A 25061-nucleotide genomic window follows, 5' to 3' on the forward strand; every position below is an offset into this window, starting at 1 on the left:
GATTCGATGTAAATTAACGGGTTATTGAAATCTTACCACTATTTTTATCTGCGTAGAATAAATGATGGAATCTAAAGTAGAACTAATGATTGTGGGTGCTCAAAAGGCAGGTACTACGTCATTAAAAAATTATCTCGGACAACATCCTTCTCTAACTACTCACCAGCTAACAGAGTTTTCATTTTTTGTAAATGATGAGGACTATAAGGACGGCTTTGAAAAAATTTGCAAGACCTATTTTCCGAAACAAACCATCACGCCGGAAAAGAAAATTGTAGCTAAAAACGCAGGCATTTATTATAATGAAAAAGCCCTTTCACGTCTGCAGCAGCATAACCCCAATTGTATAGTGGTACTGATTATCCGTAACCCGGTAGAACGAGCCTATTCTTCTTATAACATGGAAATCGAAAGCGGATGGTTTAAAAAAAAATGGAACACTATTCTTTATTCAATAAATAAATTCAGAAACGGCGAGACGGATCAAATGTTCAGGCTGTTTATCAATTTGGGAATGTACTCTGAACATTTAAAAAAAATATACAAATATTTTCCTTCGGACCATGTAGAGGTTGTTCTCTTTGATGATTTAAAGGAGGATGCTACCTTAATTTGCCAACGGTTGTTTCGGAAACTTAATATTGAAAGTTCCTTTTCACCAGATACCAATGCTATTTTTAATCCTACTGAAAAACTCAGGTCAAAAAAAATAGGGAAGTTATTGGTCTGGCTTATGGACAATAAAAATCCTATTAAAAAAATTTTCAAGTCATTCCTTCCGAGTGCTGCTTTTTCGAAAATCAGAATATGGCTGTGGAAAGTAAATACTGCCGGAATAATTGCCGCTCAAAAACCTATGGCACCAGAAATACGTCAGGTATTAATTGAGTTTTTTAAACCCTACAATGAAAAATTAGAATCAATGACAGGCCTTAACCTAAAAAAGTGGAATCAATAATCTGATAGTTTCACAGGTTATTTTTTATGCTTGCGTTCACGAATAAAATTGCGCAATACAATGCCCTGTTCAATAGTTCTCGATAAAACCGGTATAAGATCAAATACCAACTGCGGTGGATAGTGAACAGGGAAACCTCCAAATCCTAATTTAAAACGATTGATATTATATAATTGACTTCCCGGTAATTCATTTGCTGGTAAGCCACCAAAATCGAGCACTCCGATCTTGTACTCCCGGCATAACCGGATGATGTCAAAAAAAGCTCCATAAAGAATAGGAATGGTCCTTTTCTTTTTTTCTGTTGTGGAAGCACCTAAATAATAATAAGCAACATTCCCCTGGAAAACAATTACAACTCCCCCAAGCAATTGTTCCTCCATCTCAACAGCCAGCATAAATCCTTTACCGGATTGCTGAAGAAATTTAAAAAGAGAAAGAATTAATAATTTATTTTTTTGCTCATTAATTGGAAGCCGGCGTTTTTTATACATTGCCATGTGAAGATTCGCAAGATCTTCCGCTTTGTTTATATCTGTAATTATTTTATAAGACAGGCCTGATTTCAAACTTTTTTCTATACTTTTTCGGTGCTGATTACTGAATGATAAGAATAATTGTTCCGGCTCCTGATCTAAATTAAGCCACGCCGTTTTCCAATTAAAGAAAGAGTCTGATTGCCTGAACTTAGATGAATTACGGATCCGGGTTAAGATCAGATCTGTATTACTATCTAAAGGCATGGGCAATTGAAGAGTCAATCGCCACCAAAATTTTTTCTTAAGCCATTTGACCATTTCATTAATCATTAATGCATATTCATCATTTTTATTTGTAACAGGGCCGAATGAAATATTAATAGTCCGAAATGGTTTTATGCCCACTGCTGTATAGGCAATAATTTCGTTAGCTTGATTTAAAACCAGCAGTACCGGTATTTTTTCAGGGTTACAGTATATCCAATCGGGGTCCTGATGAAAAGATTTATAATTGCTGTGTGCATAAATCTGCCTTAAGCTAATAATATTTTCATCCGATAAGGAATAAATAATTTTAAAGGTCCATTTCATATTTTTTCAGCCTCAACAAATATCCATGGCATGGTAACTTGTTTCCATTGTTCTCTTAAGATTACCTTACCCGTTTGCATATCTTTAAATCCGGTGCTTCTAAATCCAATACTTTTAAGATCTCCATCTTGTCTTTCCACAGTCAGGTATAATATTTTGGTTTTAAAATGATCGGCACCGTCGTATATTGAAAAATATTCTTCATTTTCAAAGAGTGAATAAGCACCATTTATTTTTTTAATTTTTTTTATACGTTTAAGTTCTTTAAAAATTCTGAAAGGATTTCGGGGACACTGAAGAGAATATAATTTGTGAAGATGTCGTGCATTATGAAATGAAAAAAGTAAAAGGCCTTTTGGCTTTAGTACCCTGTAAAATTCATTTAAAATCTCAATCCTCCCTTCATAATCCACACAGTCAATACCGTTGAAGGAAAATAACACCAGGTCAAAATAATTATCAACAAACGGATTAAGGTTTCGTGCATCCATATTTTTGAATACTGCATTTTCTAACTTCTTAAATTTATTACTGCAATAGTTTATCATGAGGGAGGAGTAATCAATTCCTATGTATTCCCGAACCCTATTAGCAAAAAATGGCGTGGTACGACCTCCACCAATGCCCACATCAAGCATGTTAAATCCCGTAAGTAATTTCCCATGATTCTTTAGAAAATTTTTCTCTACAGAAAAAAGCCAGGGTTGTTTAAAGTAACTGCCTGCGTTTTTTTTATTCTCGTAAACTTTACGGTTTTCATCCATTTAAAGTGTTCCTCCATTTTTTTATGGATGAATGAAATCCTTCCATTTTCAAGATGGCTTCATCTGCACCAGATGTTGGTGTGACAATCCTGGGGAAAATAATAGGGAACTCTTGCATTGTATTTTGATAAAAAAAAATATCTCCTGCTGCAAAAAGATAAGGATAACCAGCTGCTGCCGTAAAATTTACTGCACGCTCATTATAGTGGGCAGCAGGAAAGGCAAAATACGGAACCGGATGATTGAGTAATTTTTGCAATTCGTTCCTTGAATCGACTATCTCATGATGTAATATAGAATCAGAAAAAGGTCCGTCAACCAAAAGATGCGACCACCCATGAGAGCCTATTCGTATTCCCGCGCTTTCACACTCCAGTAAATTACTCCTGTCCATCATTTCAGGGAATACCATTCTTTCTTTATATGGATTTTCCAGACCCTCTATTACTGCTCCAATCTCTGACGGAGTAAAATCTTTTAATAACTGCACAGCCTCAAGAGACATAGCTGAAACATTTTTAAGCGTTACCAGCTTGCAATAATCGATGTTGAATTTTTTCAATGAAAATGGTGCATTTGAATCAACATGATTTTCTAAAATCATATTCAGGCGGTAGGTCCAGTTAGGCCTGCTATTCAGTACAGAATCAATCACCACATTATGGACAGCCGGAAAATTATACTGTGATAGTATAGGCAATGCATAGTGCATAAAATCACCAAAACCATCGTCAAATGTTATAATAAGCTTTGGGTTAATCGTTTTCTGCTGCCAGTCTTCGGGAAGAATCACTGAATAGTATCGTTTGCAGTAAAGCATAATATTCCGAAACATAGCAGTGCCTGTTGATGGCCAAACAATATTTTTTTCATCATTTACTCTGTGAAAACATAATACAGTAACTGCACTTTTTTTCTCCTTCCTTAAGACATCATGAATGCCTGCAAAACGTATTACTCGTGAAAAAAAAGAACGCATATCGTTTATAAAAAGTAAAAAATATAATCTCAAGGGCGAATCTAAAATCTTTAAGACAATCCAGGCTTATAGATTATCCAAAACTTTTACCATCGCTTTAGCTTGCTCCTCTCTTGAAAATTTATTGATAGATTCAATATTTGGATGAATATCAATCAGGCTATCAGTTAGGTATTTATCAATTATTTTTTTTAGCATCGAGTAGGTTTCTTTTTCCGAGGTGGGAATAATACCCAGCCTGGTTTCAATCAGAATCTGCTCCAGAATATCGTGATCTGAAGGATACAATAGCACCGGCTTATGTAAACCTATATAATCGAACAATTTTGCCTGGATATTACCTTTTAAATTTCCAGCTGAAAGAAGCAGCATAATATGGGATTGACCCAAAATACTGAGAAGCTCATTCTTTGGAATGCGTGGAGTAATCTTATAGTTGTTTTCAAATCCCGCAAGAGTTTGTGTTACACGATTTTCCTGAACCTTATCAAATCCAAGCCCGGGAAACAATATTCTTATTGGTAATCTTTTCTCATATTCTTTAATTAACAATGTAATAGGGCGAAGAGTACTTTCGATTTCCTGCAAATGGTATAATGTTCCTGCAAATGTGAATGTAAACTGGCTGTAAGAATTAAGCTTTCTGTATGAAGCGCACTCTTTTTCGAAAAAACCATTATATACAACTGATGCCGGTTTTTGATGGAATCTATGCAACTTCTGGACGAAATAAGGAGTAACTGTTGTAATAGCTGATGAAGTTTTAATCCATTTTTTTTCACTCTTCTTTTCCAATTCATAAGTAAACCTGCGCCATCCTGACTTAAGATAATCCCAGTCGGTAGTGCTCCATTCGTCCCGGTAATCGGCTATCCAGTGTATGTTGAATTCCTGATGAAATAAATAACCGAGTCTGAAAAGGGGAAAAGGATTGCCTGTAATGATCAGCTTTTTAATATCACGGTTGTCCGCTAAAAAAGCCTTTGCAAAGCGGTATAGATTTTTGTATGGCACAATTGAGCTTGAAAAGTTTTCTAAAAACGCATTATAAAATGTTAGAAGTTTTCGCACCAGAATGAGTTTCTTTCCCATCTGCAAATAGATTTTATCCCGCAACGATTCCTGGTGAGGCAATGCATACACTTCGTAGTCATCGCTTTTTTCATGGCGCATTGTGTTTACCGATTTTCTGATTAAGTCCCCGGGCGTCTTTATATCATTATCCCACCGCCGGGTAATAATTATAGGATAATACCCTGAGCTTTTTAAGTATTGAGCCCAGCTCAGCACCCGAAAAGACGCAGGCATATTAGCAGGAGGAAAATAATAGGATATTATTAACACCTTTTCCATATTTGCGTTGTAGCCGTTCTACGGATTACTTTAACATTTTAAGAAGTGCGAATTTTATAGATGCAGGAATACTGCTTGTTTTGAATATCTCAAAATAAGGCTTTTGCTTTGCACCAAATGAGCGAAAATAATTTTCCACCCCTTTTATCATGCTGCCTTCAAAGTCAAAAACAGATACCCTTTCACTCATAGTTTTAATAGCATGCCAGAAAAGAAAACTCATAGTACCAGTATTTTTATTCTCAGGATTTTTACCACCAATAAGATAGTACGCCGCTGTTCTATCCCAAACAATGAATATAGCGGCATCAATTTTACCCGATGAATCTTTAGCGATCCAAAGTTGACCAGCATTGTTTGATTTACATCCGTTGTAAAGATTTTGCAGTACTTCCCTGCTGAATGCAATCCTATTACCCTTAGTAAGTAAATTTTTTTTCAGAAGCCAATAAAATGCATCTACATCTTTACTTTCTTCAATTATATAATTATTAGCAGCTTTTTTTATTTCCCTGCGGATCTTTTCATTAAACTGACTCCATAGTATATCATGATCTAGAATGTTTTCCAATATGTAAGTATATCTAACTGTTTGCCGGTACCTTTCCCAATAAAACGGTAACCAATTTTGAAAGCTGAAATGCCAGCGTTGAAAAAATATTGAATTGGAAGGAATCTGACTGAGAAGATCAGATATCAAATCCATTTCTTCATTTAGCCGACTGCGATAGGTAGATGCCGTTAATTGATAATACGGTCCCAGGAACTGGGTTAGATGAGGCATAATAATTTCCCTTCCTGCCAGTGTCTTTTTAAAAACGAAAGGCATGCTCGCCAGCAATCTTTCATCTTTTGTGATCAATGCAACATCCCAGTTTTTTCCTGCGACCGCATCAAGCCAAAAAGGCTGATGAAAAACAGGCACTGATTGACAAAACTTTTTTATGTATTGCTCTTTATTACTCATGCTTCGATTACAGAAAGGTCTTTAAATTTTATATAACGCTTCTGCTCCGGTCGAAAATTGTTATCGAAAAATATTAACCTGCAACTGATTCACGCTTTATATTTGGTTTCACATGAAGAAGAAGATTCTGCTCATGCTTACCGATTCTTACCCTTTTGGATTGGCAGAGAACTACGTAAAAAATGAAATAGAATATCTCTCAAAATATTTTAAAGAAGTTTTTATTTTTTCCCGAACGTTAAACTCAGGAGAATCGCTTTATAAACTACCTGAAAACGTTCGGGCCTTTTCCTTAAGCGGCAGGCTTTTATTGACTGATAAAATATTAAGCTATCGTTACCTGATCTCTAAAATTTTCTGGGATGAAGTAAAATACCTTTCGCATTATCAATTACACATGCGCTGGTCTATATTAAAAATTATGCTGGCAGAACTTAAAAAAGCTCATAAGTGCATGTCGGTGCTTAAACAATTTTTGACAGATCACAATCTTAAAGAAGAAGATATTGTAGCTTATTCATACTGGACTGATAGCCGTGCATTAGCGTCGGCATGGTTGCGGAATAAAAAAATTACTGCTATTTCAAGAGCACACGGCTGGGATGTATATTTTGAGAGGCATCCTATACTGTATCAGCCATTCCGCAAGTATCTGCATGATCATCTCAATGCAATTTATTTTGTTTCAAAGGATGGAAGAGACTATTCTTTGAAGAGAATACCCGGCACAAATACCACAAAATTCAGGGTATCCAATTTAGGTACTCCATTTATTGGTCGAAATCCCGATACATTATCCAATGAGTTTATTGTTGTAAGCTGTGCCCGCCTTGTAAGTTTGAAACGGGTACACTTAATTGCAGAGATAATTTCCCGGATAAAATTATTTCCTGTCCGATGGATCCATTTTGGTGATGGTCCCTTACAGGATGAGCTATTAAAAAAAACATTTACGCTTTTCTCAGGACACGCAAATATTCACTTCGATTTCAGGGGAGATACATCCATAGACGAGATCAATAATTATTACTTGCAAAACCATGTGGACCTGTTTTTACTTACAAGTGCATACGAAGGGAAGCCGGTAGTAATTATGGAAGCGTTGTCCTTTGGCATTCCCGTAATGGCCACAAATGCCGGTGGTATAAAAGAAATGGTTAATGAGTCTAACGGTTTTTTATTAAACCTTGATTTCAGGCCGGAAGAGGCAGCAAAAAAAATTGAATGTTTTTATAATATGACAGATAAGGAAAAAGAGAATTTCCGCAGCAATGCTTTTCTTACCTGGAAGCAAAGCTTTAACGCTGATGTTAATTATCCCTTATTTGTTGAAGAAATATTATCACTGGGAAAGAAGGATTGATAGAGGCTTAAAAGCTTATCAGCATACCCGGTAATATCATACTGCCGCGCCTTCCTTCCCGCATTAACAGAAAACCTTTTATAAGTAATTTCATTGTCGATTATACGCCTGATCTTTTCTGCAAAAAGAGTAGCGTTCTGATTGGCAATCATAAATCCATTTACGCCATCATCTATTATTCCACGGTTCCCTTGTCCATCGAGGCACACTACTGGTAAACCGGTTGCCATAGCTTCTACTATTGCAAGCCCGAAAGGTTCATGAGTGGCACCATGCACATACAGATGCGCACCATGCAGATAATCTTCCACGCTGCCAACACTACCCCTAAGGGCTATATTATTTTCAAGACCATATTCCACTATTTTATTCCAAATTGCTGTATGTAAATTCCCCTCTCCTAAAATGTCCAAATGGACGGCATAATTATCTTCTTTTAAAATCTTAATTATTTCGAGAAGAAATAAATGATTTTTGCGCGGAATTAAATTTCCGGTTGTAACGAGGTTCAATTCTCTTTGAGGCAAATTTTTTGATACAAAAGAAAACCTTTGCAGATTAATTGCATTTTCAAGAAGGTGTAAGCTACTGGCTTTGAAAGGCAAAAATTTCAAAAGATATTTCATTGTATACGCGGAGTTTGCAATAAATTGATTGTTACATTCCCGGTATCTTTTCAAAATCCTCTTCCTGGTAAAAAACTCTATGATTTTTTTCTTTTGAATAATCTCCTTAAGCTTCATCGGTTCATAAGGTGAAACGGGGCCATGTACATGTGAGAAATAAGCGGTTTCCTGATTTATATTTTCACGTGTGATCTGATCGGCATAGAAAAGATGCGAATGAATAATATGAGGTTGAAATGAATCGCATATTTTTCTGAATGATTTCAGGTTTGAAATTGTACGATTAGGAAATTTCATGTATACTTTACTGTTACAATAGCATACCGGCAGATCTTTTGTAATCTCAGGATAATCATTCTGCTTATTAAAAACAATCAGCATTTGCTCAACTCCCTTTTTGGAATTAAGCTCATTACAAATATCTAATGCCAGCCGCTCAGCCCCCCCACGTGCAAGTGAATTAATCGCAAATAAAATCCGAAGGTTACTCATCCATTATTTATATGCCTGTGTGCCAAAAACAAAAAAACATTCTTAATTTTTCATGAAAATAATTTTTATGCGACTTTATGTGTTCTTTTAATTCAGTAGGCTGAAAACTAATATAATTCGTGTTTATACACATAACATACGGCAGGTCCCGATGGTTTCTTAAGGCCGTAGACATTTATAACTTTATCAAGTACCGGATACTGCGACCCATTATTTCCAATGTGAGTTTTTATTGTTATTACATTTTTTTCTATCGCCGATACGAAAAAACATTTGAAGGAAACCCTTTAAAGCCCGGCATATCGGCATATATCCCTTGTAAGAATGAAGCAGCACATTTAATGCTTTGTCTTAAAAGTCTGCTGCCCGTTGTTGATCATTTTATACTGATCGATAATGGATCTGAGGATAATACGCTTGACCTGATGTATGAATTTCAAAAAAGCCACCAGCATGAAGCCTCAATTGAAGTCATTACTATGGCAAAGGCATTACTGGTAGAAATGGTACAGGCGGCATTGACAAGAGTAAAGCATAAATGGGTATTGAAATGGGATGGCGATATGATAGCTATCACTGAAAATTTGAAAGCCATGAAAAAACGGATTACTAATATTTCCCGCCCTACCGCATATACATTACCCAGAATAAACCTTTGGGGAGATTTCTTTCATGTGAGCACATGGATGCCAGTTTTGGATGGAGGTGAATATTTTCTCCGCACCTTCAATAACCGTTTTTTTTTCAAGGAAGAATACGGAAGGCTTGAGCACGCAATTATTCCTATTTATTACACCCTTAAACGGGAAATAGATGTATTCTACAGTTTTCATCTCAGTAATATTCGCCCTCCGCTTCGCATACTCTACAGGCATTGTTATCTGGACTGGAGGCAAACGGTGAATACGGGCACAGATAAAAATAAATACAGAAGCTGGGAAAAATTTCGCAACGATTGGATGCAGCATAATTTTGGCACCAACCATGAACCTTCAGTAAAATTCAGGTTCTCGAGGTTAATTGCATCCATGGTGAAAAGAGAATATCACCCTGTTACAGAAGCGATGCAGCAAATCATTGATGAAGGAAAAGAGCCTTTTAAAATTATTTACAGAAATGACAGGCCATACCTGATGATGGATAAATCCGATTCTGATTTTAAGAATTATTATCCTTCCGACGAAGATATAAGCTGGGAACCAGACTACAGGCGTTTCTACAATGATCATATTCGGTTAGGCTTCACCAAACAGGACCATGAACCGAATAGCAGATAAATCTCCTTTCCGCATCTTTAAAAATGTTCCCTGGATTCGTTCCGGGTATCACAGTATTCGAACTTTTACATTTTATCTAAAACGGCTTGGCATTGTTAAAGGATTCAAAACTTATTCTGCTTTCCGGTATGTAACAGGAGGGATTTTAGAAATAAATGTGCCTGGAATTCGTATGCCAGTTTTGGTTAGAAGCGGCACTTCAGATGCACATTCGTTTGAACATATTTTTATTTTTAATTCATATTCCACTTCATCTAATAATGAGTCGGGATTAATTATTGATGGGGGAGCCAATGCCGGCTATGCATCCATATGTTTTACCCACCGTTTTCCTGAAAAAAAAAAATTGCAGTAGAGCCTGAACCCTCAAATGCCGAAATCACCAAAAAAAATATCAGAAATTATCCAAACATTATATTATTGGAAGCGGCTATATGGAATAAAAATATCCCATTGAAAATAGTGGATAAGACTGTTTCAAAATGGGCAATACGAGTCAAAAATACAGGTTACAATGAAACAGGAACAATTCATGGTATTACTATAGATACCATACTTAAGCAATCCGGCTACAATTATATTGATATTCTGAAGCTGGATGTGGAAGGATCGGAAGCAGAAATTTTTTATGAAGGTGTAGATGAATGGCTGCGGAAAACGAAATGCATTATAATTGAGTTTCATGACCGGTTTAAGGAAAAATGCTCAAAAACATTTTATAAAGCAATTGAAAAGTATTCTTACCACAAATTAATAAATGGAGAAAATGATATTTTAATTTTCGACCACAATGATCAGAAATCAGAGTAAACCAATTTGTCTGGCTACTTCCTCCTGGCAAAGAAGGATGTTATCTGCACTTCCCCGATTGATTGCCGGCAGGCGAACAGGTGCATTCTTTTCATTCATATCAAAATAACAGTAAGTCATGTTTTCCAGCATTTGTGAAATTTTAATCGCTGTTTCCTGTTTCAAAACCTCCAGCAGGATGGACGGTTTAAATTGACGCAGGTAATTTTCCATTCCTGCCAAAACTTCCAGTTCATGCATTTCAACATCTATTTTCATCAAATCTATTTTCTGCAAGTTATTTTCCTGAATGAATGTTGCAATTTTCTTTACCGGGACTATTGTTTCTTTCAGAAAAGAATTTTGCTTAAGCATCTCCCGATTTAGACTTGCGCTGTATGTGTGCGTATTTTCTAAATCATAAAATTTTGCGGTGTCATTTTTATCAGAAAGAGCATAATAAAAACAGTGGACATTTTTTAGCTTGTTGAGTGCCACATTCTTTTCAAACTTTGTATAGATATTTTTAGAAGGCTCAAAACCATACACTTTTGCAGATTGATTTAATTTTGCAGCAATCAGGGAATATATGCCTGTATTAGCCCCGATATCAAATATAACTGATGATTGTTTTGAAAGTAGTTTCCAGTATTTGATCGAATTTTTTTCCCAGCCATTATCTATCCCTTTCCAGAAGATTTCATTTTCAATTGTAGAAGAATAGTGTACCAATCTTAATTCCTCTTTATCAACCCGGGTTTTAAAAATTCCGTTAAACTTAGTGTCCCGGTAGTATTTTTCATGATTAAAAGGTAATGCACGCAATAAAAGGCAGATATCTTTTTTAAAAGGAAGAATATGGTAGGTTTTTAAAAGCCATTGGTAAATAACAGCAGAAATGCTCATACAGATTAGAGTATTACTTTAAAGCTTCCGCTGGAATTTTATTATTGAAAAATAGCTTAAAGAGATACCCCACATCACGAAGAGTATATCCGGCTCTATTCCTGAATATAAGAATTTTAAAAAGCTGGATAAAATAATTTATTGCCAGTCTTTTTATTCTTAGATAGTTAAGTATATACGGATCAAAAAAGGAATAGACAAAAAAGGAAATAGATTTTGTATCACTGCTGTATTTTGAAATATGAAAAACACGGTAGGCCGCAGTGTTATTCCGAAGAATGATCCGGTCAATCTGTTTTGATTTGCCTAAAAACTGAGAAGTAATCCTTATGTAATACAGCGGAAGCACATAGGCACCATCCCTGATAAAAAAATCTGAATTGCTACTATTTTTTATTTCTCTTCTATAAATAACCAATGGTTTTGGTATATACTTAAACAAATATTTTTGTGCAAGCTTAAGCTGCATGTCAAGATCTTCATAAATCATCTGCTCGTTAAAGCTACCTGCTTCTTTTAAATGAATGGTTCGGTAGATAACAGAAGGCGCAATCACCATACTGCCATTACAGAGTATTTCAAAAAAAACCTCTCCTTCCATTATTTTATTGCGGCGAGAAAAATTTTCCTCTGTTATAGATCCACTCTCATTGCAAAAATCAACAGGTGTATGAAGAAGCGCATACTCTTCCGGTAACTTTTCAAATTCCCTAACTAAAATTTGAAGGCGCTCCGGTTTCCAAAGGTCATCACCAAGGGAAGAAAAATATTTACCCTCTGCTAAATTCAGACCATCATTTAAGCTTTTACAGATGCCTTCATTTTTTTTGTGCCGGATAAAGGTGCAACTGAACTGATGAGTATCAATCCATTCCTTTACTATTTCAGCAGAATTATCTGCGGAACCATCGTCAATAACAATGTTTTGAATTCTTTCCTGAGGATAATATTGTTTTAATACAGATTCCAATGCCATGATTACTCTTTCACCGGAATTGTAAATAAGCGTGCACACCGTCACCAATGGTAAATTGATGTAATTATCCATGAAAGAACCCGTTGATTTGTTCGCAAACATACTCCACTGAAACGGAGCTTAAATTTGGATACATCGGTAAGCTAAGGCATGTTTCCGCAATGGTTTCAGCTATCGGAAATTCACCCCTTTTATAACCCAGATAAGAATAGGCTTTTTGAAGATGAGGCGGAACAGGATAGTGAATCATTGTTTCGACATTTCGGCTGGCAAGATATTTTTTTAACTCATCCCGTTTTTCAGTTCTGATTAGATAAATATGAAAAACACTGGTGGAGTTTATTGCTACTTCCGGAAGAATAATTCCTTCTATACCAAACAAAAGGCTACTGTAGTGTTCCGCAATTTTAACTCTTTGTTTATTGCGTTGCTGAAGCTTATCTAACCTGGTTAAAAGAATAGCTGCCTGTAGCTCATCAAGTCTTGCATTATTGCCGATTATATCACTGTAATATTTCTTCTCGAAACCGTAATTTCTAAGCTTTTTTATTGCAGTTAATAACCCTTCACTATCCGTGGTAATGGCACCTGCATCTCCCAATGCTCCCAGGTTTTTGGTAGGATAAAAGCTGGTTGCGTTTATATGTCCGAAGCTGCCGGTCAGTTTTCCAAAATTGGTTGCACCGTGAGCCTGGGCATTATCTTCTATAACATACAAACGAGAATTTTCTGCAACACTCATAATTGCACTCATTTCACAGGCCTGGCCGAATAGATGAACGGGTATTATCGCCTTAGAATGCCCGGTAATTTTTTCTTTAATCAGCGCCGGATCAATATTGCACGTAGTTTTAAGAGGCTCTACAAAAACAGGCCTGGCACCAACATTTGACACCGCAATAACAGTTGCAATGTAGGTATTGGAAGGCAAAATTACTTCATCACCTTCACCAATATCCAACGCCTTAAGAGCGAGCTGCAAAGCATCTAATCCATTGCTGATACCCGCACAAAATTTCACTCCATTAAACCTTGCGTATTGTCTTTCAAACTCTTCCACTTTTCTCCCAAGAATATACCATCCACTGTCTAATACCTCCTTAACCGCATCCATAATTGAAGATGCTTCATCCGGCAATAAACTGAGATCATTAAAAGGGACGGTCACAGAAAAAGTTATTTCTTTCAATCAAAGAAGCAAAGCACTAATTAGATTTTTTACAATTCAAAAAAAACTCAGAACCGTTCTCCGGAAAATATTTTGTAATCAAGTAAAATCCCTCAAGCATGTTATCATCTATTAATTTTATATCTACCAGTTGCTGCATTTGTTTATGTGTAAATGGTTTAAAGAAATAGGAACCGTTATCTATTACATTAAATCCATATTCATTTACTAAATGGGACAAAGATTCTATATCATAAGTATGGTGTTGCTGAAGGCTTATCTGGGAAGCGGATATCTCATGTAGGTCTTTAATGAGCCCTGCTTCCTTAGCAAGCAGCCGGTGAAAAGACTTAGCATTCGGAACATTGAAATGAATAACAGTATGGAGCGCACATAGATTGGATAACCTTAACAAGAGGCTTTCCGGCTTTTCAATTTCATGCAACAAACCACTTACAATTATCATATCAGGAATAAAGGGCAATTCCCTGACCTCCTCAACCATCCCGTTTACAATCAAAACTTTTTCTTTAATCCGGGTATTTTTATCAATGTCATGCACTGCCTGCTGAAAAAATAGTGAAGCAGGTTCGATTATAAACCACCGATCGAAGTCGGTGAAATGATTAACAAGACTATCGGAACCGCAGCCCACCTCTACCACTGTTCTATGCGGATATTTCATAATACTTTCAATTACACATTTTTTCCGGTATCGCGCCTGTATTATTTCGAACGGATGATTACGATAGGAATCAGAATATTGATCAAGGTTTCTGGCCATTTAAATTTTTATTCTGTAAAAATCTGAAATACTAATTTTAGCTCCGAAGCTTTCTTTAAACGACATTAAGTTTTCATTAAGCCACCTACCTTCCTGTTCTGTAGATTTTCCCAGATCTAAATATTTCTTTTCTTTGTATACTTCTGAAAGAAGGTGATAAATAAGCAAATCAATAGCACCCATTTGTTCACCGGCATTACTTGCTGCTATATATTGGGCATGGGCCACATTTTTAGATTCATAAATCAATGTTCCACCAATCATTTCTGTATTCTGATAACAAGCAAATAGCTTAATATTTTCTGGAAATTTTTCAGCAAGCAATTCTATCTCTTTCGCATTATGCGCGGCACGTGCATGATATTTTGACTGGAGGCGAAAATCCACTATCTTGAAATAATCAGAAAAATCTTTTGATTGTTTTATTTGCAAGTTCATTTTTCCTGCACGTGAAATTTTCGCTTTTCTGTCCTTTCGCAATTTTACTTTGCACGAAGGAATTAATGTAGCAGAAGAATCTCTCCTATGTAATTCAAAGCCATATATAAACAAGCTGTAGAGATCTTCTTCTGTAAGGCAAGTGTGATAAATACCGGGAATAGCTTTATAAATAATTTCTCTCACGCCTTCTTCTTTTGCATAATTCAAGAAAACATCAAAGCAATTATTCATTCTTTTCTGTTTCATGGCAGAATTGCAAAGAAAACCGCCGTATGTTAATCCTTCATGGCTAATAAAAGATTCGTTATTTTTATTTAAAGGCAACAACGCAATCAGATGATCATCTTCTGTTATCATCAACGAATGATCTTGAAAGCGATCGCTATGGTAATCCATATAGTCGCGATAAAATAAAAACGTAGCGTTTTTACTTTCAGAGATAAAATTATCCCAGCGCTGTTTCCATGAAGGATTATATCTTATAATATTAAGCACAATTATTTCTGCAATCAAATTTTGAATACCTCATAATTTCTAATGTACTCTGTTTCATCATATAATTTTGAGCACAATACCAGTTGTACCGCATTGTGTGAATATTGCATTGTAGTCCACGTAAAAGGTGGAATGTATAAACCGACATTTGGATTATTCAATCTGAAAACCTCTAATATTCCATTCCGGCGCTCGGTATTGACCGTTATCTGACCTGCTACTGCAATAAGAATTTGTTCATTTAACTTGTGAGCGTGTCTTCCCCTTACAATACTTTCAGGTGTATAGTAAGTCCAAAATGAGCGAAGGACCGGAAAAGGAATTTCCTTTTCGAACTCAAACACGGAGATATATCCTGTTATCGGTTCGCCTATTTTTTGAAATTCAATAAGATGGGGTTCAGTAACATTCATTGAAACTCTTTCCAGGATGAGAAATTTATTGCTGTAATTTGCTTTAAAAACATCACATCATCTTTTAGGAGATTAGTGAGCCAGATGCTGACCGATTCATCAGGTGAATAAGTCTGAATATTATGTTTTTCTTCCTGTAATAAAAGTTGCTTTGTAAATTCATTTTGTATAAGGTAATTTTTTACCCGGTTCGGTACCAGCTTTTTTATTGCAGGTAAATTTAAACGTGCCCTATTGGTTTTATAACTTTTTTGCGTACCGTTTGCCTGGATTTTAACAGCAGTTTTTAATTCGCTGATCTCTAAAAATCGGTAACAGGAGTTAATAGTTTCCATTGGCTGACTATTCAGCTCTTCGGTAATAATAATGTGGATATTACTTCTTCCGAAAACACGTATATATTCTGAAATCCATTTACCGTAATGGCTTAGTTCGAGATAGCTTTTGTAAAAGCCATTATAGAATGAAAAGTTTGGATTAAAAGGTTTTTTAATATCGGCCTCTAACTCTTCCCGAAATGAATTCAAGGGTCGTCCCTGAGATAAAAGCCAGTTATAATGAGAAACAATCCTTTGGATGGGATTGCGCAGAATGAAAATGAATTTTGGATCCGCAATATACTGTTGGATTCTCCTGATGGCGTTAAGTGAAGCCATATAGGTAGTGCTGGATTCACCATAGTATTTAATATTGACAGCTGAGGTGCTGAATAAATTTAAATATTGATCAAACCCTTTTTCAAAATATTTATCAATGGAAAAGAAATGAGGTTCTTTAACCGAAGCCATCTGTACCAATGGGTGCTGATTCAAATAAAGATGAAGGCTTGACGTGCCGGACTTCCCGGCTCCCGGAATAAATAAGTTCGGAAACCTATATTTCATTTACTGAAATTTTGAAATCCATAAAAAACCTGTCACGACCCTTTTGTTGCACCATTCCTGCGCCAAAATAATCTCCTTCTTCAATACTGAGCGTAAATGCATTTTCAAGATAATCCACCATATCCAGACCACCGGCAGTTTCAAACAGGTATAAATCACACAGGTAATCATCGGCAGATAAAGGACATTTTTTTATTTCCCAAATAATACGGGCAGCACCTTGAAGATTTACTTTTTCATTTTTAAGCCCTGATGCCAGGCTCAATAACCGATTCCCAAAATTATCTTTTATGGAAAGAGTTATATAAGCACTAATGCGCTCAGCCGGTAACCGTGGAACCAAACTTACTATAATACGCACATCACTTCCTGTGTTAAAAATATTAACCGGTGTTCCATTGTTATCCGTAATAGTAAAATTGCTGAAGCGATATTTTCCATTGCCGCTGCGACCTGTACTGTCTAATAAATTATTATTTCTGCTTAAAGGATGATGGTAAATCTGGATTGCTTCCGATGCAGCACCCCGGAAAATGATTTTACCATTATCCAGCAGCATGGCACTTTTACATAGCCTGCTAATTGCTCCCATATTATGACTCACAAATAATAATGTTCTTCCATCCTTTTCGCTTACATCCTTCATTTTGCCAAGACATTTATTTTGGAATTCTGCATCGCCTACTGCAAGCACTTCATCCACAATTAAAATCTCCGGTTCCAAATGAGCCGCTACTGCAAAAGCGAGCCTTACATACATCCCGCTGCTGTACCGTTTTACAGGCGTATCAATAAATTGTTCGATACCGGAAAAGCTGACGATCTCCTCGAATTTATTTTTGATTTCCATTCTCTTCATACCCAGAATGGCGCCATTCATAAATATATTTTCACGGCCTGTAAGTTCCGGATGAAAACCCGTGCCTACTTCAAGCAGGGATGACACTCTTCCGTTCATTTCCACCCTCCCTGATGTAGGTTCTGTAATACGTGAAAGAATTTTAAGCAGCGTACTTTTTCCTGCTCCATTCTTCCCAATAATACCAATTACTTCCCCTTTTTGCACTTCAAATGATACTTCCTTTAGAGCCCAGAATTCAGCAGCATTATTTTTACGTCTTAAAAAAATATTTTCAATACGGTCAGAAATGGCTTCCCTGAAATTTCCGCTATGCCTTCTACCTATAGTATACTTCTTCGATAATTGCTCTACCCTGATTACTGGCTCCATGCTCTGTTCTGTTAAATGATGTCGGCAATCCTGCTCTCTGTTTTCCTAAAATAAAAAATACTGCTGACAAAAAGCAGAACAGTAATAGATAAACTATATAGTAAATACTGTTTTTCAGGTAAGGGAATATTAAGCAGGGACCACCGAAAAGCATCTACCAAAACAGCCATTGGGTTTAGGTACACTATCCATTTATATTCAGAAGGAATCAATGATGTAGGATATGCTATCGGAGTTATATATAATCCGATCTGAACCAGGAATGGGATGATGTATTGAAAATCACGAAAACGAATGGTAAGCGCACTAAGCCAAATTCCTGCTGAAAGAGATAATAATATTAAGATAAAAATTATGAAAGGCAAGGCAATAATCTGAAGCGGCGGAACCACATGGTAGCTGATTAATAATATTAAAAGGATTACAAAAGTGATGCTGAAATCTATTAAGCCTGCCAGGCATTTTGAAAAAGGAATAAGTAACCTTGGGAAGTAAATTTTAGTTACAAGTTGCTGTGCATTGATAATGGATTGTCCTGCCTGGGTAATCACATATGATAAATAACTCCAGGCCCACATTCCTGTCATGGCAAAAACAGGATATGGAATAGAGCCACTGTCAATTTTTGCAGCTTTGTTAAATACAAAAATGAATATTAGTAGCGTAAAGACAGGTTGAATTACAGCCCATACAATACCGAGCACCGTTTGCGCATAACGTATTTTAAAGTCACGATAAGCAAGCATCCATAGTAAGTCGCGGTAATAAAATATCTCCCGTAAATTTACCTTCCATTTTGATTGACCGGCTTCAATTACCGTTTTCATGGGTGTTTAAGTTCGCTGACGGTGAAGTTATAATTAATGTGAATCAACAGGCTTGCAATTGAAGTAACAACCACAGTGAGATATTTGAATGTATTAATTCCTAAGGTGGTATTAATCTTTAATAGTTATTGAATGGAATTCAAATTTAAAATTCCCTTATCGGTTCGATTCTCAGATTTTGATTCATTAGGCCACGTGAATAACGCGGTTATTTTATCTTATTTTGAAGAAGCAAGGATCCGATATTTTGAAGAAGTAATAACCGGCAATAAAGTAAATTGGTCAGAGAACGGAATAATACTTGCCAAAGTAATAATTGATTTTCGCAAGCCCATTAAGGATTATCATAACTATTTTGTGTTTATCTGTTGTTCCCGCCTTGGCACAAAAAGTTTTGATTTTTCATACAAAATTATTCAGGAGCTTAATAATGATATACAGGTGATGGCTGAAGGAATAACCGTTATGGTTTGCTACAATTATAAAACTGCGCAAACTATTGAAATGCCTTTGGGTTGGAAAAAGAAAGTGGAATTATTTGAAGGCAAAAGCTTATCTGCATAAGGGTGAACTGAATAACGCTTTTTGTAAACAGGTATTAGAAATGAGCTGATTGCGCACGCTCTATCACCGTTACGCTCCAGGCTTCTGCTTTAGAAGCAAATAATTTTTTTGATTTTACCCAGGTCTTTTTAAAAAATTCAGAGAAACGATAATGGTCCAGGTAATGCTCATCCTCCCAAATACTATATGTAAAAAAAATACTTGGATCACTCAACTCCTGTAACAATTCAACGTGGTGACAGCCATCGAAAGAAGCAATAGTCTCTTTTACTTCTTTAAATATGATGAGGAAATCACTTACTTTATCAGGCTGAAGGGTAATTTTTACTAATCGGGTAATCATAACAGATAATTTAATTATTTGGTGTTTTGCAGGCCCGCAAATTACTTTAAAGGTATTGAGCGAGAAAGAAATTAATTCTGCCCAAGCTCATAACTATATATTAATAAGTGACTAATTTCACCACCTTACAAAATATTTATGCCTTTAGATTTAATTGGGAAATTAATTACAATGCTTCCGGAACAAACCGGTCAGGGACAAAATGGAAATTGGTTTAAGCAGAGCTTTGTTCTTGAAACTCAGGATCAGTATCCTAAAAAAATATGTTTTACTGCCTGGAATGACAAAGCGGAATTTTTAAAATTATTAAAAACTGGGGACGAAGTAAAAGTTGCCTTTAACTTAGAATCCCGGGAATATAATGGCCGGTGGTATACCGATGCAAAAGTATGGAGGATTGAAAAAATGTCAGGCGGTGAGCAAAGCACGCGCTCTGAATATGCTTTAAACACGGAACCTCCGCAGGAAGACGTATCACAGTTTAGAGACGATCTTCCATTTTGATTAGCCTAATGGTTTAATGAATATCCTTTTCTATTATACTCAATAAGCTGTTATCTTTTTAACAATTAGCTGATCAAGCTGTTTTATAAAAAAAATATATCCGCAATTAGGGCATACAATACTAGTGTACCCCCAATAGAAAATGAAACTGCAAGAGCATGTACCATTTTTAAAGGAAGATAACAGCCACAAATGATCTTATTTTTTCCAGACAATAAGAGAGATTCAGTAACAGTGGTCATGATTGATTTTTTAGAATGAGAGATAAGTAAAATTATCTGTCACCGTTGCATCAAACAATAACACATTTGAGGTATGCTATACTTACTTCAGAAAAATGAAGCTGGATTTTATCGTCCGGCGATAACCAGATTCAGTGCTGTTAGTTATATAATCCTGGTCAATAGTTTAATAACCAAAAAGAAGAATAATCCTGTTCCAGTCCAGGCTCCAAACTCCACCATCCATTCCTTTAACTTGTCTTTCATTTGTTCTTATTTGCAATGCATTTTGGCAAATAATATGCAAGATAAAGAAGGAAAATACTTAGTTTAATTTATCATATGTAGGTGCTTGAAATACTTTGTATAAAAAATCTGGTATATGCAAAACGTGACAAATTAATGACGAGAGTCCGGATAAAGTTTTTACGGTTCGTCTTTGTTTAACTGATTACTTGTAATAAAATCAGACAACTACAGCGGCGTTTCTTAATATTTTTTCATAAAATGATTCATACATAGGTAATATCTTTTCTATATCATATTTTTTTGCTTGTTCTAAGGATTGCTTTTTAAATTGATTTAAGATTTGCTCATCTGATAATAAATAAACAGCATTTTCAGCCATTTCATCTGTTTTACCAACTGAACTCATGAAACCGGTAACGCCCTGAATTATAATTTCCGGAATCCCTCCTGCATCGGTAGCTATCACAGGCACCTCAGTAGCCATGGCTTCAAGAGCTGCTAAACCGAAGCTCTCAGTTTCAGAAGGCATTAAAAACAAATCACTAACCGCCAGAAGTTCTTCCACCGGGTCTTGCTTTCCCAGGAACCGTACGTCATCCATCAATTGTAAATCGCGGCACATGATCTCCATGGTCTGCCGGTCTGGACCATCCCCAACCAATAGAAGCTTTGAAGGTACCTGCTCGTGTACTTTATAAAAAACTTTTATTACATCCTGCGTGCGTTTTACCTTACGGAAATTGGAAGTATGAATTAATATTTTTTCTCCATTAGGCGCAATTGCCTTTTTAAAATGTTCCTTTTTTGCTTTCCGGAAACGTTTCAGATCCACAAAGTTGGGAATCACTTCGATTTCCTGTGCGATATTAAAATTTTTATACGTCTGTTTTTTCAGATCCTCTGATACAGCAGTTACTCCATCTGATTGATTTATTGAAAAAGTTACTACCGGTGCATATGTTGGATCTTTTCCTACCAGCGTTATATCAGTTCCGTGAAGGGTGGTTATGTATGGAAGCTCAAGACCTTGTGTCTTCAGGATTTGCTTCGCCATATACGCAGTGGCCGCATGTGGAATGGCGTAATGCACGTGGAGCAGATCCAAATGCTCAAATTTTGCTACATCCACAATTTTACTGGATAAGGCGGTTTCATACGGAGCCCTTTCAAATAAGGGGTAATCAGCAAAACTTACTTCATGGTAAAAAACATTTTCAACAAATGAGTCAAGCCTGGCAGGTGCACGGTAAGAAATAAAGTGCACTCTATGGCCTTTTTGCGCAAGCGCTTTTCCCAATTCGGTAGCAACCACACCGCTTCCGCCATAGGTAGGGTAGCAAACAATTCCAATTTTCATAGATACTTATTTATAATGTAAAGATACCTGCTTCGTAAAAGCATAGAGACAAACTTCACGAACATAAAAAATTCATCAATAGTTTAATATGCTTTAACTTATTCAATTGTATAATGTCAAATAATTCTTTTATGTGGATTACTATTTTATTTTTTAAGTTTTGGATCAAAAGCATCCCGTAATCCTTCCCCTATCAAATTGAATCCGGTAACCGTACTAAAAATCATCAATCCCGGAAATATTACCATCCACCATGCATGGTAATTACCTCTTGCATCATTTAACAGCGATCCCCATGTTACTAAATCGTGAGGCACACCCACACCTAAGAAAGACAGTGATGATTCTAACAGTATGGCATTTGCAATCCCAAATGAAATGGTAACAATTGCGGGTGAAATTGCATTGGGTAATGCATGGCGGAGGAGAATCCTGAGTTGGCTATAACCTAATGCCCGCGCAGACTGGATGTATTCCTGATTTCTGACCCTTAACATCTCCGCACGGGTTAGCCTCGCTATTACTGTCCATGAGGTAAACCCTATAATAAGTATTACGTTTAGGATGGAAGGTTTTAAAATAGCAGTAAGCGATAAAATAAGCATAAAAACAGGAAGCGAAACAAGGATTTCGATAAGACGGGATATAATGGAATCAACAGGGATGTATATCTTATTTTTTAAGAATGGTAGCTTACTGATCCATTTTCCTATATAAGTAAACAGGCCAATAAATACAATTAAATCAGACAGGATGAATATGGCTTCGAATAATATGGTGACGAATGAATTGCTGAATGTTTTACTTAAGATTCCTTTCCAGATTTGAATTCCATAAAACCAGCCTGCACAAATGCCTAAGATAACCATCCAAAATTCACCTCTTGTACTGATGAACGTGCGATCTCCGAAAAACCCTGCCAGCGAGCCCAGAATTAATCCGATGAAAGCTGCGATACCCATTGAAATAAAACCCACAGTAATTGAAACTCGGGTACCGTAGATTAAACCTGCCAGCAAATCGTTTCCCCGCTGTCCTGTTCCAAGCCAATGCCTGCAGCTTAAAGGAATTGGTAAAATTAAACCTGAAGGATTTAAAAATTTCTGTTTTTCAAAGGGACCTGTGAAGTTTGCATTCATAAAATCACTCTTCCAGGGAGAATACCGTATTGGAGCCCATATCACTGTTTCAAAATAAAATTGATTCCAGCTATTGTTATTTAAATCTATGGTTTCAGTGCTATCGTTCTGGCTATTCTTTATCTGGTATGAGTGCCTGAAAGTGAATGCAGGAAAAAAAAAGGATTTCTGATATTTAATCAGAAGCGGACGGTCATTTGCAATTACCGGTGCGAGTATGGCAATGAGCATCAAAAATGCGAGAAAATACAATGAAGCATATGCTCCTTTATTCTGTTTAAACTGACGCCAGAAATAGTGAGTAAAACTTGATCGATCAGTTTTCATTTCCCTAAACTGATATTACCATTTTAAAATTGGTGGAAGTGCTTTACACTGGTGATACTTTTCATTTTAATTGATATTCTTAACTAGTCCCGGCAGAAAATGAAATTCTTGGATCTGCGGCAGCATACAATACATCCGCAAACAAATATCCGGTAAGGGTCATTATACCTGTAATAGTAAATACTCCGACAATTACCGGATAATTCTGACTTTGAATTGCCTGAAATGTTTCAAGCCCCATTCCAGGTATCGTGAAGATGGTTTCAAGAATAACACTACCGCCAACTGCCGCAGGAAAAATATTGGAAAATACGGTGATAAGAGGCAACCAAGCATTACGGAGTGCATGTTTATAGATCACTGCTCTTTCACTCAATCCCTTTGCCTTAGCAGTGCGAATATAATCCTGATGAATTACGTCCAGCATGGCTACGCGCACAATCCGGCTTAAATAAGCCAGGGAGCTATACGTATAGGCAATAAGCGGCAAAATCAAATAAGGCAAACTGATCTTTATTTTCGCGAACACGGATGACTGGTCCGGGTACCCGGTAACAGGCTTAACTCCAGAGGCTGGAAACCAGTTAAACAATTCAACATTCGCAAACGTCAATAGTAATAAAGTTGCTACCCAGAATACCGGCATAGAATGTAAAAGGAACAGTATAACAGAAGAACGCCGGTCAAAGCGGGAGCCGTGTCTTACTGCCGCTTTTATGCCAATAAGAATGCTTATAAGGTAGGCAATGAATACAGATGAAAGCGTCAATATCAATGACCAGCCAATATGTTTTTTTATCTCAGCCATTACGGGTTCGCGCGTAACATAGGACATACCAAGGTCGCCACGGATAATACCCCGTGAGTAGATACTATGATTTCCTGTAAGCGCACTGCCATCTCCCAAGAGCCAGCGCTGGTATTGATTATCGGAATAAAAATGAATTGATGGAATAAAATTTTCCCAGCGCCCGGGCGACGTTACCACTTTTTCAAACTTTTCTTCCACCGTTTTCAATAATGCAGCAGAAGGATTTAAAAAGATATAACGGTAATACAAAGAGCTTAAGGCTTCTATTTTTAACTTAATTAATGCCGGATTACTTTCCGCTAATAAAGAATAAGTTTTTGAACGCGATTCAATAATAGCGTCATGAATCTCATTTATTGACATTTTCTTTTTTTCACCACTATCCAAAACTATTTCTTCCTGTGCCCTATTTAATTCCTGTAACGCGGCATGGTACTGTTCAATCCATTTCCAGTTTCCATATGCATAAATCAATTTAGCCATTGCATTCCGTACATTTTTGTCCGGAATTTTATATAAGGTATCCGGAAAGGCCATGGGTAAAACAGAAAAATAGAAAACAGGGAGATCGAGACCCAGACGATGCCTCCAGTAAATGCGTTGCTGTTGTTGTGATGCTGTGTTTGCATTTACAATATCTTCAGATGGAGAAGCGGTCATTAAACGCTCTACAGGATCACCCGGTGTATTTACATTTATTATAAATCCCAAAATTGAAATAAGGATAAGGATGGGAATAAAAAGAAGTATGCGATTAACCAGATATTTAAACATATTGCACCA

The 25061-nt window shown here is 36.4% G+C and carries 26 protein-coding genes; 7 read left to right on the top strand and 19 right to left on the bottom strand.

The annotated features are described in order from the left end of the window. The first annotated feature begins 61 nt into the window (after positions 1–61). Positions 62–958, top strand: coding sequence for a sulfotransferase domain-containing protein (locus H0W62_10385; protein MBA3648938.1), 897 nt, complete (start codon positions 62–64; stop codon positions 956–958). A 17-nt stretch (positions 959–975) separates the two neighbouring features. Here H0W62_10385 and H0W62_10390 read toward each other — a convergent pair whose 3' ends face one another. From H0W62_10390 to H0W62_10410, 5 genes are all read right to left on the bottom strand, one after another. Then, positions 976–2028, bottom strand: coding sequence for a GNAT family N-acetyltransferase (locus tag H0W62_10390; protein ID MBA3648939.1), 1053 nt, complete (start codon positions 2026–2028; stop codon positions 976–978). Beyond that, on the bottom strand, positions 2025–2792 hold the full coding sequence (locus H0W62_10395; GenBank protein ID MBA3648940.1) for a class I SAM-dependent methyltransferase: 768 nt from the start codon (positions 2790–2792) through the stop codon (positions 2025–2027). Before H0W62_10395 ends, H0W62_10390 begins: the two co-directional genes overlap by 4 nt. Further along, the gene (locus H0W62_10400) at positions 2785–3771 is read right to left on the bottom strand and encodes a polysaccharide deacetylase family protein (protein MBA3648941.1); all 987 of its coding nucleotides are present in this window, start codon (positions 3769–3771) and stop codon (positions 2785–2787) included. The genes H0W62_10395 and H0W62_10400 overlap by 8 nt, the downstream gene beginning before the upstream one ends. Before the next feature lie 66 nt (positions 3772–3837). Beyond that, positions 3838–5124 carry a hypothetical protein gene (locus H0W62_10405; GenBank protein MBA3648942.1) on the bottom strand — a complete coding sequence of 429 codons (1287 nt, stop codon included), beginning with the start codon at positions 5122–5124 and terminating at the stop codon, positions 3838–3840. A gap of 25 nt (positions 5125–5149) precedes the next feature. After that, complete coding sequence (locus H0W62_10410; protein ID MBA3648943.1) at positions 5150–6091, bottom strand: GNAT family N-acetyltransferase; 942 nt, start codon at positions 6089–6091, stop codon at positions 5150–5152. A gap of 112 nt (positions 6092–6203) precedes the next feature. Between H0W62_10410 and H0W62_10415 the strand changes: the two genes are divergently transcribed. Then, a complete protein-coding gene (locus H0W62_10415) occupies positions 6204–7454 on the top strand; it encodes a glycosyltransferase (GenBank protein ID MBA3648944.1) in 1251 nt (416 codons plus the stop codon). Here the strand turns inward: H0W62_10415 and H0W62_10420 are convergent. After that, positions 7406–8572 carry a glycosyltransferase family 4 protein gene (locus tag H0W62_10420; GenBank protein MBA3648945.1) on the bottom strand — a complete coding sequence of 389 codons (1167 nt, stop codon included), beginning with the start codon at positions 8570–8572 and terminating at the stop codon, positions 7406–7408. The two genes, H0W62_10415 and H0W62_10420, sit on opposite strands and share 49 nt — an antisense overlap. 119 nt (positions 8573–8691) lie before the next feature. Here H0W62_10420 and H0W62_10425 point away from each other — a divergent pair, with 119 nt between their 5' ends. The 3 genes from H0W62_10425 to H0W62_10435 are packed head-to-tail and all read left to right on the top strand — an operon-like array spanning position 8692 to position 10659. Then, positions 8692–9849, top strand: a complete 1158-nt coding sequence (locus H0W62_10425) for a glycosyltransferase (GenBank protein ID MBA3648946.1) — start codon at positions 8692–8694, stop codon at positions 9847–9849. Beyond that, positions 9830–10204 (top strand): hypothetical protein, encoded by a 375-nt coding sequence (locus tag H0W62_10430; protein ID MBA3648947.1) that lies wholly within the window; start codon positions 9830–9832, stop codon positions 10202–10204. The genes H0W62_10425 and H0W62_10430 overlap by 20 nt, the downstream gene beginning before the upstream one ends. Continuing rightward, positions 10195–10659 carry an FkbM family methyltransferase gene (locus H0W62_10435; protein MBA3648948.1) on the top strand — a complete coding sequence of 155 codons (465 nt, stop codon included), beginning with the start codon at positions 10195–10197 and terminating at the stop codon, positions 10657–10659. Before H0W62_10430 ends, H0W62_10435 begins: the two co-directional genes overlap by 10 nt. Here the strand turns inward: H0W62_10435 and H0W62_10440 are convergent. The 9 genes from H0W62_10440 to H0W62_10480 all read right to left on the bottom strand — a co-directional run bounded on the left by H0W62_10440 (position 10651) and on the right by H0W62_10480 (position 18763). Beyond that, positions 10651–11544 (bottom strand): FkbM family methyltransferase, encoded by an 894-nt coding sequence (locus H0W62_10440; GenBank protein ID MBA3648949.1) that lies wholly within the window; start codon positions 11542–11544, stop codon positions 10651–10653. The genes H0W62_10435 and H0W62_10440 overlap by 9 nt on opposite strands. Positions 11545–11557: 13 nt before the next feature. Beyond that, entirely contained in the window at positions 11558–12592 is a 1035-nt protein-coding gene (locus H0W62_10445) for a glycosyltransferase (protein MBA3648950.1), read from the bottom strand. Next, the gene (locus H0W62_10450; GenBank protein MBA3648951.1) at positions 12585–13634 is read right to left on the bottom strand and encodes a DegT/DnrJ/EryC1/StrS family aminotransferase; all 1050 of its coding nucleotides are present in this window, start codon (positions 13632–13634) and stop codon (positions 12585–12587) included. The genes H0W62_10445 and H0W62_10450 overlap by 8 nt, the downstream gene beginning before the upstream one ends. 91 nt (positions 13635–13725) lie before the next feature. Further along, positions 13726–14472: a methyltransferase domain-containing protein gene (locus H0W62_10455; GenBank protein ID MBA3648952.1), complete on the bottom strand. Its 747-nt coding sequence runs from the start codon at positions 14470–14472 to the stop codon at positions 13726–13728. Further along, positions 14473–15426 (bottom strand): GNAT family N-acetyltransferase, encoded by a 954-nt coding sequence (locus H0W62_10460; GenBank protein MBA3648953.1) that lies wholly within the window; start codon positions 15424–15426, stop codon positions 14473–14475. Beyond that, positions 15423–15821: an FdtA/QdtA family cupin domain-containing protein gene (locus tag H0W62_10465; protein ID MBA3648954.1), complete on the bottom strand. Its 399-nt coding sequence runs from the start codon at positions 15819–15821 to the stop codon at positions 15423–15425. The genes H0W62_10460 and H0W62_10465 overlap by 4 nt, the downstream gene beginning before the upstream one ends. Beyond that, complete coding sequence (locus tag H0W62_10470; GenBank protein MBA3648955.1) at positions 15818–16705, bottom strand: sulfotransferase domain-containing protein; 888 nt, start codon at positions 16703–16705, stop codon at positions 15818–15820. Before H0W62_10470 ends, H0W62_10465 begins: the two co-directional genes overlap by 4 nt. Then, positions 16695–17936 carry an ABC transporter ATP-binding protein gene (locus tag H0W62_10475; GenBank protein ID MBA3648956.1) on the bottom strand — a complete coding sequence of 414 codons (1242 nt, stop codon included), beginning with the start codon at positions 17934–17936 and terminating at the stop codon, positions 16695–16697. The genes H0W62_10470 and H0W62_10475 overlap by 11 nt, the downstream gene beginning before the upstream one ends. 11 nt (positions 17937–17947) lie before the next feature. Continuing rightward, a complete protein-coding gene (locus H0W62_10480; protein MBA3648957.1) occupies positions 17948–18763 on the bottom strand; it encodes an ABC transporter permease in 816 nt (271 codons plus the stop codon). A gap of 132 nt (positions 18764–18895) precedes the next feature. Here H0W62_10480 and H0W62_10485 point away from each other — a divergent pair, with 132 nt between their 5' ends. Further along, a complete protein-coding gene (locus H0W62_10485) occupies positions 18896–19327 on the top strand; it encodes an acyl-CoA thioesterase (protein ID MBA3648958.1) in 432 nt (143 codons plus the stop codon). 34 nt (positions 19328–19361) lie between these two features. Here H0W62_10485 and H0W62_10490 read toward each other — a convergent pair whose 3' ends face one another. Further along, complete coding sequence (locus tag H0W62_10490; GenBank protein MBA3648959.1) at positions 19362–19670, bottom strand: antibiotic biosynthesis monooxygenase; 309 nt, start codon at positions 19668–19670, stop codon at positions 19362–19364. Between the two features lie 138 nt (positions 19671–19808). Here H0W62_10490 and H0W62_10495 point away from each other — a divergent pair, with 138 nt between their 5' ends. Further along, positions 19809–20174 carry a DUF3127 domain-containing protein gene (locus H0W62_10495; protein MBA3648960.1) on the top strand — a complete coding sequence of 122 codons (366 nt, stop codon included), beginning with the start codon at positions 19809–19811 and terminating at the stop codon, positions 20172–20174. 687 nt (positions 20175–20861) lie between these two features. Here the strand turns inward: H0W62_10495 and bshA are convergent. The 3 genes from bshA to H0W62_10510 form a co-directional block, all read right to left on the bottom strand. Continuing rightward, complete coding sequence (gene bshA, locus H0W62_10500) at positions 20862–22001, bottom strand: N-acetyl-alpha-D-glucosaminyl L-malate synthase BshA (protein ID MBA3648961.1); 1140 nt, start codon at positions 21999–22001, stop codon at positions 20862–20864. A 146-nt stretch (positions 22002–22147) separates the two neighbouring features. Continuing rightward, positions 22148–23467 (bottom strand): ABC transporter permease, encoded by a 1320-nt coding sequence (locus H0W62_10505; protein MBA3648962.1) that lies wholly within the window; start codon positions 23465–23467, stop codon positions 22148–22150. A gap of 79 nt (positions 23468–23546) precedes the next feature. Further along, complete coding sequence (locus H0W62_10510; GenBank protein MBA3648963.1) at positions 23547–25052, bottom strand: ABC transporter permease; 1506 nt, start codon at positions 25050–25052, stop codon at positions 23547–23549. Positions 25053–25061 lie beyond the last annotated feature (9 nt).

The organism is Chitinophagales bacterium (assembly GCA_013816805.1).
Taxonomy (GTDB): domain Bacteria; phylum Bacteroidota; class Bacteroidia; order Chitinophagales; family UBA10324; genus MGR-bin340.

Bases quoted from the DNA above. Each gene is read 5' to 3' on its own strand.
- H0W62_10385 (MBA3648938.1), top strand. From the start codon at position 62: ATGATGGAATCTAAAGTAGAACTAATGATTGTGGGTGCTCAAAAGGCA.
- H0W62_10390 (MBA3648939.1), bottom strand. From the start codon at position 2,028: ATGAAATGGACCTTTAAAATTATTTATTCCTTATCGGATGAAAATATT.
- H0W62_10395 (MBA3648940.1), bottom strand. From the start codon at position 2,792: ATGGATGAAAACCGTAAAGTTTACGAGAATAAAAAAAACGCAGGCAGT.
- H0W62_10400 (MBA3648941.1), bottom strand. From the start codon at position 3,771: ATGCGTTCTTTTTTTTCACGAGTAATACGTTTTGCAGGCATTCATGAT.
- H0W62_10405 (MBA3648942.1), bottom strand. From the start codon at position 5,124: ATGGAAAAGGTGTTAATAATATCCTATTATTTTCCTCCTGCTAATATG.
- H0W62_10410 (MBA3648943.1), bottom strand. From the start codon at position 6,091: ATGAGTAATAAAGAGCAATACATAAAAAAGTTTTGTCAATCAGTGCCT.
- H0W62_10415 (MBA3648944.1), top strand. From the start codon at position 6,204: ATGAAGAAGAAGATTCTGCTCATGCTTACCGATTCTTACCCTTTTGGA.
- H0W62_10420 (MBA3648945.1), bottom strand. From the start codon at position 8,572: ATGAGTAACCTTCGGATTTTATTTGCGATTAATTCACTTGCACGTGGG.
- H0W62_10430 (MBA3648947.1), top strand. From the start codon at position 9,830: ATGAACCGAATAGCAGATAAATCTCCTTTCCGCATCTTTAAAAATGTT.
- H0W62_10440 (MBA3648949.1), bottom strand. From the start codon at position 11,544: ATGAGCATTTCTGCTGTTATTTACCAATGGCTTTTAAAAACCTACCAT.
- H0W62_10445 (MBA3648950.1), bottom strand. From the start codon at position 12,592: ATGGATAATTACATCAATTTACCATTGGTGACGGTGTGCACGCTTATT.
- H0W62_10450 (MBA3648951.1), bottom strand. From the start codon at position 13,634: ATGGATGCGGTTAAGGAGGTATTAGACAGTGGATGGTATATTCTTGGG.
- H0W62_10455 (MBA3648952.1), bottom strand. From the start codon at position 14,472: ATGGCCAGAAACCTTGATCAATATTCTGATTCCTATCGTAATCATCCG.
- H0W62_10465 (MBA3648954.1), bottom strand. From the start codon at position 15,821: ATGAATGTTACTGAACCCCATCTTATTGAATTTCAAAAAATAGGCGAA.
- H0W62_10470 (MBA3648955.1), bottom strand. From the start codon at position 16,705: ATGAAATATAGGTTTCCGAACTTATTTATTCCGGGAGCCGGGAAGTCC.
- H0W62_10475 (MBA3648956.1), bottom strand. From the start codon at position 17,936: ATGGAGCCAGTAATCAGGGTAGAGCAATTATCGAAGAAGTATACTATA.
- H0W62_10480 (MBA3648957.1), bottom strand. From the start codon at position 18,763: ATGAAAACGGTAATTGAAGCCGGTCAATCAAAATGGAAGGTAAATTTA.
- H0W62_10485 (MBA3648958.1), top strand. From the start codon at position 18,896: ATGGAATTCAAATTTAAAATTCCCTTATCGGTTCGATTCTCAGATTTT.
- H0W62_10490 (MBA3648959.1), bottom strand. From the start codon at position 19,670: ATGATTACCCGATTAGTAAAAATTACCCTTCAGCCTGATAAAGTAAGT.
- H0W62_10495 (MBA3648960.1), top strand. From the start codon at position 19,809: ATGCCTTTAGATTTAATTGGGAAATTAATTACAATGCTTCCGGAACAA.
- bshA (MBA3648961.1), bottom strand. From the start codon at position 22,001: ATGAAAATTGGAATTGTTTGCTACCCTACCTATGGCGGAAGCGGTGTG.
- H0W62_10505 (MBA3648962.1), bottom strand. From the start codon at position 23,467: ATGAAAACTGATCGATCAAGTTTTACTCACTATTTCTGGCGTCAGTTT.
- H0W62_10510 (MBA3648963.1), bottom strand. From the start codon at position 25,052: ATGTTTAAATATCTGGTTAATCGCATACTTCTTTTTATTCCCATCCTT.